The organism is Streptomyces scopuliridis (assembly GCF_042790125.1).
In the GTDB taxonomy this organism is placed as follows: domain Bacteria; phylum Actinomycetota; class Actinomycetes; order Streptomycetales; family Streptomycetaceae; genus Streptomyces; species Streptomyces scopuliridis_A.
Map to the genome: position 1 here is coordinate 55,916 of NZ_JBHTZS010000041.1, position 10,611 is coordinate 66,526.

Consider the following 10,611-nt stretch of genomic DNA (forward strand, 5'->3'; position numbering starts at 1 on the left):
ATGACCACATTCGTCGTCACCCCCGCCGACGCGGTCGCGGGCATTCCGGATGGCGCCACCGTGATGATCGGCGGGTTCGGCACGGCGGGTCAGCCGGTCGAGCTGATCGAAGCGCTCATCGACTCCGGCGCCCGCGACCTCACCGTGGTCAACAACAACGCGGGCAACGGAGACCGTGGCCTCGCCGCCCTGATCGGGGAACGCCGGGTCCGTAAGATCATCTGCTCGTTCCCGCGCCAAACCGACTCGCACCGCTTCGACACCGAGTTCCGCGCGGGCCGGATCGAGCTGGAACTCGTGGCCCAGGGCAATCTGGCCGAACGCATCCGCGCAGCGGGCGCCGGGGTCGGGGCGTTCTTCACCCCCACCGGCTACGGCACCCCGCTCGCCGACGGCAAGGAGACCCGCGAGATCGACGGCCGGAACTACGTGCTGGAGTACCCGATCCACGCCGACGTCGCCCTCATCTCCGCGTACGCCGCCGACCGGGCAGGCAACCTGGTCTACCGCAAGACCGCCCGCAACTTCGGGCCGATCATGGCCACCGCGGCCACCACGACCGTCGCGCAGGTATGCGAGTTGCGCCCGCTCGGTGGCATCGACCCCGAGCACGTCGTGACACCGGGCGTGTTCGTCGACCGCGTGGTCCCCGTGCCCGCTCAGCCCGAGGAGCGACCGTGACCGTCACTTCGCAACGCCTGGACACCGACGCACTCGCGGCCTTGGTGGCCCGCGACATCCCGCCCGGTTCGTACGTCAATCTCGGCATCGGACGGCCCACCAAGGTCGCCAACCACCTCGATCCCGGCGCCGGGATCGTGCTGCACACCGAGAACGGGATGCTCGGCATGGGCCCCGAGGCACACGGCGACGAGATCGACCCCGACCTGGTCAACGCGGGCAAGATCCCGGTCACCGAACTGCCCGGAGCCGCCTACTTCCACCACGCGGACTCGTTCGCCATGATGCGCGGCGGCCACCTCGACCACTGCGTGCTGGGCGCCTACCAGGTCTCCGCCCGGGGCGACCTCGCCAACTGGCACACCGGCGAGCCGGACGCCATCCCCGCGGTCGGCGGCGCCATGGACCTGGCCATCGGCGCCAAGCAGACCTTCGTGATGATGACGCTGCTCACCCGGTCCGGGGCGCCCAAACTGGTCCCCTCATGCAGCTACCCGCTGACGGGCATCGGCTGCGTCAGCCGCGTCTACACCGACCTCGCCGTCTTTCTCATCGAGGACCACGCCGTGGTCGTCCGGGATGTGTTCGGCATCGCCTTCCCCGACCTGCGAGCACTCGTCGGGATTCCGCTCGTCGACGGCACCGACGCCCAGGAGTGACCATGTCCCGCACTGTCTCCCGCACCACGGTCGGGATCGTCGGAGGCGGCCCGGCAGGGCTGATGCTCTCCCACCTGCTCCATCTGGCCGGCATCGAGTCCGTCGTGATCGAAACCCGCACCCGCGAGGAAATCGGGGAGAGCCAGCGCGCCGGCATCCTCGAACGCGACAGCGTTCGCCTGCTGGTCGACTCCGGTGTGTCCGACCGCGTGCTGCGCGAAGGCCACGAGCACCGTGGCATCCAACTCCGCGTCGGCGGCGTCGGCCACCGCATCGACTTCCAGGAACTGGCAGGCGCCTCGACCTGGCTCTACCCCCAGACCGATGTCTTCCTCGACCTCGCCGAGGCCCGCGCCCGCGACGGCGGCGATGTCCGGTACGGCGTCGGCGAGTCCTCCGTCGCCGACGTCACCAGCGACCGCCCGGCGATGCTGTTCACCGACGCCGGCGGGCGGGACCACGAGGTGCGGTGCGATGTGCTGGTCGGCGCCGACGGCTCGCGCAGCATGACCCGGCACTCGGTGACTGACCGTCAGGAATACTTCCGGCGCTACCCGTTCGCCTGGTTCGGCATCCTCTGCGCGGCGCCACCCTCCTGCGACGAACTCGTCTACACCCGCTCCGACCGCGGCTTCGCCCTGATCAGCCGGCGTACCGACACCATGCAACGGATGTACTTCCAGTGCGCCCCCGACGAGTCCGTCGCCGACTGGTCCGACGACCGCGTCTGGGCCGAACTCCAGGCCAGGGTCGCCGGCGAGGACGGCTTCACCCTGATCGAAGGCCCCATCATCGCCAAGACCGTCCTGCCGTTCCGCTCCTACGTGTGCGAACCGATGCGCCACGGCAACCTGCTGCTCGCCGGCGACGCCGCGCACACCGTCCCGCCCACCGGCGCCAAAGGACTCAACCTGGCGCTGGCCGACGTCCGGGTCCTGGCCGAGGTGATCGAACGCGCCGTGCGCAAAGCCGACCGCTCCGCCCTCGACCACTACACCCCGCGCGCCCTGAATCGGGTCTGGAGAGCCCAGCACTTCTCCTACTGGATGACCACACTGCTCCACCGGACACCCGGCGCCCCGCCGTTCGACGAGCGACGCCAACTCGGCGAACTCGCCCACCTCGTGACCTCCCGCACCGCCTCCGCCCTCCTCGCCGAGGGCTACACCGGCTGGCCGCGGTTCGGCCGGGACGGCGGGGTGACCGACACCGGGAGGGTCTGATCAGCGGCTCACCGCCGTGCTCGGGCGTTCAGCGGTGATCGGCGCCCGTTCGCAGGGAGTTGATCAGTTCGGTGACCGGGCCGACGGTCAGGGGACGGCTCTGTGCCGTGTCGTCGATGACCGTCATGTGAGGTGCTGTGCTGGTGGCGGCGGGCCAGCGGGTGCCGTCGGGGCCGCTCGGCACACCGGTCCGCGCGAACTCCGTCCACGCGTGTGTCATGGTTTCCGAGACACGGGCGTCCACCTGGTCGTAGTCCCCGGCCGGGGTGAGGTGGCCGAACACGTAGGGGATCTCGGACATGTGGAAGGCGAGCTTGCCCGTACGGCGGTTGCCGGGTGAGACGCGCTCGAAGCGGTAGGCGTAGCTCGTGCGACCCAGCTCGGTGAACCGCCGGTAGGAGGTCAGGGCCGGCTCCGTCCAGATGGCGGTGGTGAACAGTTCCGCCAGTTCTTCGTACGGACCGCCGGTGAGCGAGGCCACGATGGGGTCGGCATGCTGCCGGCCGAAGACAGCGGCCATCCTGGCCAGCGTCACGGGCGTGTAGAGCCGGGCCGGGTCCACTGTTCCCGGCGGCGCTCCGTAGGGCCCCGTGGGCGTGACGAAGTAACGTGCCTCGTTCGCGGTGTGTCCGAACAGCACCGGGATGTCCGCTCGCCAGCAGGACAGATCCGCACCCACGACCTCGCCGTCCTCGGCCGGGCACCAGACCAGGTTCGCCGGTGTGTGCACCTGGCCGGGCGACGGCATGGCGCCCGAGAACAGGAACGATGCCTGGCGTACGCGCTCCACCGGTGCCTGGCGGAGATACTCGATGTCGCTGCCGCCCAGCTGCTCGAACATCCGGCCGCTGGCCTCGACGATGCGCGGGCGGGCCGTGTCGGGCAGGGCCGCGGCTCGCTCGAAGCCGGCGCTTTGCAGGATGGCGCGGTGGAACAGCCCCTGGGCGGACGGGGTGGCGAGCAGGGTGCGTACGGCGGTCGCGCCGGCCGACTGACCGAAGACGGTGACATTGCCGGGGTCGCCGCCGAAGGCGTCGATGTTGCGGGACACCCACGTCAACGCGGCGACCCAGTCCTGGACGGCGGCGTTCCCACCCACCCGCGGATGGTCCATGAAACCGAACGCGCCGAGGCGGTAGTTGAAGGACACGTAGGTCACACCACGCCGGGCGATCGATGTGCCGTGGTAGTCCATCATGGACCCGGCGCCACCGAGGAAGCCGCCGCCGTGGATCCAGACCATGACCGGTTGGCGGGCCTGCGGATCGACGGTCGAGGACCAGACGTTGAGGTAGAGGCAGTCCTCGCTCTGCTGCCCGCCGAGATCTTCGCCGTTGTCGGCGGTCTGAATCGCCACGTTGCCGAAGCGGGTCGCATCGCGCACGCCGTCCCAGGAAGCGGGGGGCTGCGGCGCGGCCCACCGCAGGTTCCCCACGGGCGGGGCCGCGTAGGGCACGCCCCGGAACCGGTACGCGCCGTGCTTGTGCCGGCCTTCGAGAATTCCTTGTTCGACACGGACCTGAGTCATGATGTTCTCCTCCCGGAATTGACTGCCGATGCCCGGTACATCACCGCGTCGAGTGATCACCGGTCGCGCAGGCATCGGTGGTGAGGCCGCGGCGGCCGGATCCGATCGAGGTCGCGCCCGTCACCGCAGCGGTCAGCTCGCGGCCGAGCTGAGCCTGGTGTTGAGCTTGTCGACCAAGAGCCGCGCGTAACCGGGGTCCGAGCGCTGTACCTTTCTCGCCTGCGGGGTCGAAAGGATCAAGCTCGCCGCACGCGCGGAGTGCGCGTCCACGGCCGCGGCCGCCCGCTCCGGTGACCGGTTTTCCAGAGCCTCGACGATCGCGAGCCGGTCGGCATGCAGCCCGCCGGCGACCCGCCGCCACTCGGACACGCGCCCGCCGCTCAATTCGAAGGCCAGCTCGACCTGGACGTCGGCGAGCAGCCGGCACAGCGGGATCAGCAGCGCGTTGTGGGAGATCTCCGACAGGCGCCGCATGAACGCCCGAAGGTCCTCGACCGTGCCATCGGTGTCGTCGATCACCGCCAGCCTTTCGGCGGCCTCCCGCAGCGACGCGATCTCCGTGTCGGTCGCCTCCTGGGCGGCGAGCTGGACCGCGTATCTGTTCAAGGCGGCGAACACGCCCAGCACGTCAAGGGCGCCCGCGCCGGCCAGCCGGACGACCGACGCGATGGACATCCCGATCATCGTGTCGGGTTCGGCGGTGACGAACGACCCGGCGCCGTGCCGCACGCTCACCAGCCCGACGGTGGACAGCACGCGAACCGCCTCGCGGATGGTCGCCCCGCTGACGCCGTACTGCTCGGCGAGCTCCCGTTCCGCCGGCAGCCGCGAGCCATTCGGGAGCTCCCCGCCGAGGATGCGCTCCCGCAAGTCGTCGACGATCCGGTCGGCGACCCGGCTGCGGCCGATCCTGCGGTCGGCCCCGCCGCCCGTTGAGTGCTGCGCCATGCCCGTCGTCTCCTGCCGATGCCCTCGCGTCGGGACCTGTCGATCCCGCCTCCCCGAACACTAGAAAGGCAGATTTCAGGTGTCAAGGTCACAGAGACACTAGGTGTCTAGCTCGCTCAGCGAACGGGGCCGGACATTGCCAACGCGCGGTTGCGGAAGTCGCGCGGCGTCCGGCCGTAGACGTTCTTGAATGCCCGGCTGAAGTGCCGGGAGTCGAACAGACCCCAGCGGGCGGCGATCACGCTGATGGACTGCCCTTCCGAAGCCGGACTGGACAGGTCGCGGGCACATCGCTCCAGACGGCGGGTCCGGATCCGGACAGCCACCGTCAGGTCCTCGGAAGCGAACAATTTGAACAGGTAGCGGCGGGATATCCCGTGTGCTCGCGCGATCGAATCCGGCGTGAGGTCCGGATCGGACAGGTGGGTCTCGATATAGGTGCGGATACGCACCTTCATCGCTTCCTGGGGATCCGGCAGCACGTCAGTCAGATTGTCCCGGACGAGTGCCGTGACCAGGGAGACGGTGCCGTCCACAAGGCCGGGGGCGGCGGCTTCGGAACAGAGGGACCGCTGCACACCGAGGGAACGCAGGAAAGGGCCCACCATGGCCCCCACTCCTCCGTCGGTGCTGAGCCGCCGGGCGGTGATGCTTCGCATCGCGTCCGGACGCACGGGCAGCATCGTGCGCGGCAGCATCATCAGAACAGTGCTGAATTCGCTTTCGTACGTGAACGAGTAGGGACGGGATGTGTCGCAGATGGCGATGTCGTCGGGCGCCAGGGCCGCCTCGTTGCCGTCCTGCTCGACCATGCAGGTGCCGGAGACCTGAAGAGCCACCTTGTAGAGGTCGTCCTCATTCCGAGCCGTCCGACGCCCGACTCGTCTGACGGTGAGCGGGCCCGCGTCGATGGAGACGACTCGCAGACGACCCACCGCCCCGCTCACGGCCGTCCCCCGGAACACGTCGCGGGCGACCGGCCGGCTGTCGATACCTCCGAACACCGTGGACACCGCATGCGCCCATTGATCGAATCGTTCCGCACGGGTGACGGTCTCGGTGGAAACGAGGGAATTCATAGCGCACTCCAACCTGCGAGAGGTCGTTCAGCGCGGCGGCCAGGCTCACGCCGCCGCCGCGTTCCCGAACGTTTCATACCGGGCAGATGGCGTAGAGGATTCAGGCGTGGCGACGGGAATGGTGCCGGGCGCGCTGAGTCCCCCATTCGTCGCCACTCTATGTTCAGGCCGCGAGTGATCCAAGATCGGCGGTGACGGATCCGTGCACCACCTGGCGGCTGTTCGTGCACCGTCCGGAGTCTCGGGTGGTGGACCGCGAAGCACACTCTCCGTAAGTCCCGTTCAGTTCAGTACGGGTGGCGGTTCACAGGGAGAGCGTTGATGAAGCATCGCCATGAGTACCTCTACCTCGGCGGTACGTGGGTCCGGCCGGCCGGCGAACGCCGGATCACCCCGATCAACCCGAGCACCGGACAACCGCTGGCGTCGGTCCCGGAAGCGGTGGAGGAGGACGTCGACCGCGCCGTCGGCGCGGCTCGCGAGGCGTTCGACGCGCCCGGAGGGTGGGCGTCCTGGGAGCCCGCGCGCCGGGCCGAGGTGATGGAACGCTTCGCCGCAGAGCTCGACGCCCGCGCCGACGCCATCTGCACGGCTGTCAGCAGCCAGAACGGCATGCCCGTCACCGTGGCCCGGCAGCTGGAAGTGGGCTACCCCACCGCGGTGCTGCGCTACTACGCCGACCTGGCTCGCACCGCTGAATTCACCGAGACCCGCGCCGGGGTGCTCGGCGGAACGGTGGAGGTGCGCCGGCTGCCGGTAGGCGTGGTCGCGGCGATAGTGCCGTGGAACTACCCGCAGGTCCTGTCGATGTTCAAGGTCGCCCCCGCCATGGCCGCGGGGTGCACGATCGTCCTGAAGCCCTCGCCCGAGGCGGTGCTCGACGCGTTCGTGGTGGCTGAGGCGGCGCAGGCCGCAGGTGTTCCGGCGGGCGTGCTCAACATCATCCCCGGCGGACGGGAGGCGGGCGTCCACCTGGTGGCCCACCCCGGCGTGGACAAGGTGGCGTTCACCGGTTCGACGCCGGCCGGCCGGGCCATCGGCGAGGTCTGCGGTCGGCTGCTGCGACCGGTCACCCTGGAGCTGGGCGGCAAGTCCGCGGGCATCGTGCTCGACGACGCCGTCCTCGACCCGGCGACGATCGGCGAGGAACTGGTCCGGGCGACGTTCACCAACAACGGTCAGACCTGCTTCCTGAGCACCCGGATCCTCGCCCCGCGCAGCAGGTACGCGCAGGTGGTCGAGCTCGTCACGGCGCTCGCGGAATCCCTGCCGGTGGGCGACGCGCTCGACGAGCGGACCCTCATCGGCCCTCTGGTGTCCGCACAGCAGCGGGAACGAGTGGAGGGCTACATCGCGAAGGGGCGCGCCGAGGGCGCCAGGGTGACCACGGGTGGCGGCCGGCCGGCCGGTCTGGACCAGGGGTGGTTCGTGCGGCCCACGGTTTTCGCCGATGTCGACAGCCGATCGACCGTCGCCCAGGAGGAGATCTTCGGTCCGGTCCTGTGCGTGCTGGCCTACGACGACACCGACGACGCGGTGCGGATCGCCAACGACTCCGGCTTCGGCCTCGGTGGCACGGTGTGGACCGCCGACCCCGAGCGCGGTGCGGCCGTCGCCCGCCGGGTGCAGACGGGCACCATCGGTGTGAACCGGTACCTGCCGGACCCGGGCGCCCCCTTCGGCGGGTTCAAGGCCAGTGGGCTGGGTCGTGAACTCGGCCCGGAGGGAATGCAGGCGTACCTGCAGACGCAGTCGCTCTACCGCTGATCGTTCGGCTCGGGCCCGCGCACCGTCTACGCCCTGTTCGGCAGGCGCGAAGCCGTTTCGCCGTAGGTGTACGGGCGGGGCGGAGCTTCGGCCACTCCGACAAGCCCCTCGTCGGTGTGCACCCGCACCAGTACGTGGTCGGCGGTGTGTACCTCGCGTTCCCCGGGCCAACCCGCCGACCGCTGCGTCCACTTCACGGCGAAGCGCTCGGCGAGCCGGTCCTCTCGCCGAGCTCGGTCCTTACGGCTTCAGCTCAGAAATGATCTTGAGGATGTCGCCGGGGCTCCGCAGCTCGCCCACGACGTTCACCTGGTCGAAGTAGGTGTACCAGCCGGCTGCTTCCAGTTCCTGTGAGAAGCGGGTCGCCACGGCGGCCGACGGCACGCGCCACACGGCGAAGAAGGGGTAACCGGCGTCCTTGTCGTCGATCGGCGCTGCCGTGCCCCAGCCGATGGATTCGGCTCCGAGCGCGTCCAGTTGGGCCATGCTGCCCGCGACGTCGGCCAGAAAGGACTCGCGTTCGTGCCGGGGCAGGTTCAGCCACTCGGGCTTGGCGTGCCAGAGTTCGAGGAAGGCGTGCATGATGTCTCCTGACGTGCGTGTGGTCAGCTGTTGTGCTGGGTGATGGCCCTGAGCAGGGCGAGGGTTTCCAGGTCCCGGTTGGTGGACTCGTCGGGCGTGGTGCCGAAGGCCCGGTTGGCCGACAGTTTCACGATGGTGGTCGCGGCCGACGGGTCGACGTAGACGTACTGGTTGTAGACGCCGATGGCACTGAACTCGCCGCGGTCGCCCTCCGGGATCCACCACTGGTAGCCGTAACCGAGCGGGCCGGGGCCCCGGACACGTCCGGGCGCGCAGTGAGGGGTGGTGACGGTCACGGAGTCGCGGACCCAGTCGTCGGACAGCACGCGGCGCCCCTGCCACACTCCGCCGTTGCGGTAGAGCTCGCCGAGCCGGGCATAGTCCCTGGCGGTGAGGGTCAGCCCGTTGTGGGACAGCTCGTCGCCCTGCGGATCGATGAGCCAGTGTCCCGGTGACGTCATGCCCAGCGGCTCACCGAGTTTCTCCCGCATGTAGTCGGCGAGGGTGCGGCCGGTGGCATGGGCCAGCATCCTGCCCAGCACCAGTGTGTCGGCGGAGTTGTACCGGCACAGTGTGCCGGGCGGGTGCTCGCGTTCCATCTCTGCGACGACGCGTTCCAGCGATCCGCCTGACTGGACCGCGTCGGCGAGCCGGAAGACCTCGGACCGCGGATTGCTGTAGTCCTCGTCCCACCGTGCTCCGGAGGACATCTGCAGCACGTCGCGCACCGGGACGCCGTCGTAGGCGGAGCCCGGTCGCACCGGCACGAAGTCGCTGACGGAGGCGGTGAGAGAGGGGATGTGTCCTTCGTCGAGAGCGATGCCGACGAGGGCGGAGACGAAGCTCTTGGCGACCGACATCGAGAGCCAGGGGACCTCCGGACCGCCTGTCAGCGCGTAGTGCTCGTACCGCACTTTCCCATCGGTGAGAACGAGCAGCGCCGCGGTGTCCGTTTCCGCGAGGAAGGTGTCGGTCGATCGCGCCAAGCCGTCGAACCGGTAGGTGGGGGGCATGGCTCCCGGATTCCCCATCGGCAGGGCGCTCGGTCGTGAGGAGGGAGCCATGGGGCGTGAGGGCAGCAGTTCGGCCATGCGGCAGAAGTTCTGGTGCTGCGGTTTCCCAGTGAACAGAGCAAGATCGCCGAAGGTCACGGGAGTGCCTTGAGTGGTCATCTTCATTCCTAGTCGGGAGGGGCGATGCCGACACGGGGAGTCGTCTGTGCGATCACCGGTCGGCAGGGCGGAAGGAGGCTCGCACCCTCTCTCAGCGGTGGCACACGACGTGTTGGGGATCGCGCGGAGCGGCGGGGGCGGCTCACCTCGACGTTAAGCGGGCGCACCTCGGAAGATGTGTCATCGAGCGCACCGGAAGTCGCCATCGCGCGCATCCGCGAACCGGTCGGTGCCCTACCGCTTCACCTGGGCCGCTGCGGCGGTCCGAGGGCGAAGGTCTTTCACCTCCACTCGCGGAAGACAACGAAGGGGTTGTATGAGCACGGACAGCCGTATAGGACTGTCCGCGTGACTGATCAACGCAGCTTCGCCCGTACCGTCATCGCGCTCTCCCTGGCCGTGATCGCCTGTTGTGCGCTCACGTTCACCATCATGCTGCTGGCCGGGAGTCCCGCCGTACAGCCGCAGCGCGTCCTGGATCAGGACGCGCTGGCGCGGGCCGTGCTCAACAACGTCAATTCCGCCGACTTCGCCAAGCCCCCGACCATCGACGACGTCAGCTGCCCCGCTTCCATCCCCGTCGAGGCGGGCCGGGAGTTCGAGTGCAAGGTCGACGGCGTCGGTGACGGCAACAGCAGCGGCCATGCCTGGGTCAAGGTGAAGATCAAGGACGATCAGGGCGACCTGTCACTGGGCTGAGGAACGGCGGAGCGAGCGGGTCGGCGGCCGTGGCATCGGGGCCGTCCCGTCCCCTGCGGGCGACAGCAAGGGCCACATACCAGAAGGGCTGCGTTCACGGCCCCGTTCCCATCGGCTGTCATGGCTCAGGCTGACACCTGAGAGTGTCGCGACCTCGTCACGCCGCGGGCCGGGCACCTTGCGCCGACCCGCGCCGGACAATCCCACCGCGGCAGGGCTGGGCCAGTGTCTACGCGGGGGGGGGGCAACTGGGCCAGCCCTACCCACGGGTGA

10 protein-coding genes are annotated in these 10,611 nt (G+C 69.4%); 5 read left to right on the forward strand and 5 right to left on the reverse strand.

Features of this window, described 5'->3' with window-relative positions:
- Genes ACFRKB_RS35560 through ACFRKB_RS35570 form a run of 3 tightly spaced genes read left to right on the forward strand, consistent with a single transcriptional unit; the run spans position 1 to position 2,563 of the window.
- Positions 1–681: a 3-oxoacid CoA-transferase subunit A gene (locus ACFRKB_RS35560; protein ID WP_383110749.1), complete on the forward strand. Its 681-nt coding sequence runs from the start codon at positions 1–3 to the stop codon at positions 679–681.
- Positions 678–1,340: a 3-oxoacid CoA-transferase subunit B gene (locus ACFRKB_RS35565; protein ID WP_383110750.1), complete on the forward strand. Its 663-nt coding sequence runs from the start codon at positions 678–680 to the stop codon at positions 1,338–1,340. Before ACFRKB_RS35560 ends, ACFRKB_RS35565 begins: the two co-directional genes overlap by 4 nt.
- A 2-nt stretch (positions 1,341–1,342) precedes the next feature.
- On the forward strand, positions 1,343–2,563 hold the full coding sequence (locus ACFRKB_RS35570; RefSeq protein WP_383110751.1) for a 4-hydroxybenzoate 3-monooxygenase: 1,221 nt from the start codon (positions 1,343–1,345) through the stop codon (positions 2,561–2,563).
- A 28-nt stretch (positions 2,564–2,591) separates the two neighbouring features.
- On the opposite strand, the gene ACFRKB_RS35575 is transcribed toward ACFRKB_RS35570, so the two are convergent.
- The 3 genes from ACFRKB_RS35575 to ACFRKB_RS35585 form a co-directional block, all read right to left on the reverse strand.
- Positions 2,592–4,091 (reverse strand): carboxylesterase/lipase family protein, encoded by a 1,500-nt coding sequence (locus ACFRKB_RS35575; protein WP_383110752.1) that lies wholly within the window; start codon positions 4,089–4,091, stop codon positions 2,592–2,594.
- Positions 4,092–4,223: 132 nt separating this feature from the next.
- Complete coding sequence (locus tag ACFRKB_RS35580; protein WP_383110753.1) at positions 4,224–5,039, reverse strand: FadR/GntR family transcriptional regulator; 816 nt, start codon at positions 5,037–5,039, stop codon at positions 4,224–4,226.
- Between the two features lie 116 nt (positions 5,040–5,155).
- Positions 5,156–6,118 (reverse strand): AraC-like ligand-binding domain-containing protein, encoded by a 963-nt coding sequence (locus tag ACFRKB_RS35585; protein ID WP_383110754.1) that lies wholly within the window; start codon positions 6,116–6,118, stop codon positions 5,156–5,158.
- A 321-nt stretch (positions 6,119–6,439) separates the two neighbouring features.
- On the opposite strand from ACFRKB_RS35585, the gene ACFRKB_RS35590 reads away from it, so the two are divergent.
- The gene (locus ACFRKB_RS35590; RefSeq protein WP_383110755.1) at positions 6,440–7,885 is read left to right on the forward strand and encodes an aldehyde dehydrogenase; all 1,446 of its coding nucleotides are present in this window, start codon (positions 6,440–6,442) and stop codon (positions 7,883–7,885) included.
- Between the two features lie 240 nt (positions 7,886–8,125).
- Here the strand turns inward: ACFRKB_RS35590 and ACFRKB_RS35595 are convergent, their stop codons facing one another.
- Positions 8,126–8,467: a DUF6616 family protein gene (locus ACFRKB_RS35595; RefSeq protein WP_383110756.1), complete on the reverse strand. Its 342-nt coding sequence runs from the start codon at positions 8,465–8,467 to the stop codon at positions 8,126–8,128.
- 23 nt (positions 8,468–8,490) lie between these two features.
- Positions 8,491–9,639 carry a serine hydrolase domain-containing protein gene (locus ACFRKB_RS35600; protein WP_383110757.1) on the reverse strand — a complete coding sequence of 383 codons (1,149 nt, stop codon included), beginning with the start codon at positions 9,637–9,639 and terminating at the stop codon, positions 8,491–8,493.
- 348 nt (positions 9,640–9,987) lie between these two features.
- Here ACFRKB_RS35600 and ACFRKB_RS35605 point away from each other — a divergent pair, with 348 nt between their 5' ends.
- Positions 9,988–10,338, forward strand: a complete 351-nt coding sequence (locus tag ACFRKB_RS35605; RefSeq protein ID WP_383110758.1) for a DUF4333 domain-containing protein — start codon at positions 9,988–9,990, stop codon at positions 10,336–10,338.
- The last annotated feature ends 273 nt before the right edge of the window (positions 10,339–10,611 follow it).

Coding starts and splice junctions, on each gene's coding strand:
- ACFRKB_RS35560 (WP_383110749.1), top strand. CDS start 1: ATGACCACATTCGTCGTCACCCCCGCCGACGCGGTCGCGGGCATTCCG.
- ACFRKB_RS35570 (WP_383110751.1), top strand. CDS start 1,343: ATGTCCCGCACTGTCTCCCGCACCACGGTCGGGATCGTCGGAGGCGGC.
- ACFRKB_RS35575 (WP_383110752.1), bottom strand. CDS start 4,091: ATGACTCAGGTCCGTGTCGAACAAGGAATTCTCGAAGGCCGGCACAAG.
- ACFRKB_RS35580 (WP_383110753.1), bottom strand. CDS start 5,039: ATGGCGCAGCACTCAACGGGCGGCGGGGCCGACCGCAGGATCGGCCGC.
- ACFRKB_RS35585 (WP_383110754.1), bottom strand. CDS start 6,118: ATGAATTCCCTCGTTTCCACCGAGACCGTCACCCGTGCGGAACGATTC.
- ACFRKB_RS35590 (WP_383110755.1), top strand. CDS start 6,440: ATGAAGCATCGCCATGAGTACCTCTACCTCGGCGGTACGTGGGTCCGG.
- ACFRKB_RS35595 (WP_383110756.1), bottom strand. CDS start 8,467: ATGCACGCCTTCCTCGAACTCTGGCACGCCAAGCCCGAGTGGCTGAAC.
- ACFRKB_RS35600 (WP_383110757.1), bottom strand. CDS start 9,639: ATGACCACTCAAGGCACTCCCGTGACCTTCGGCGATCTTGCTCTGTTC.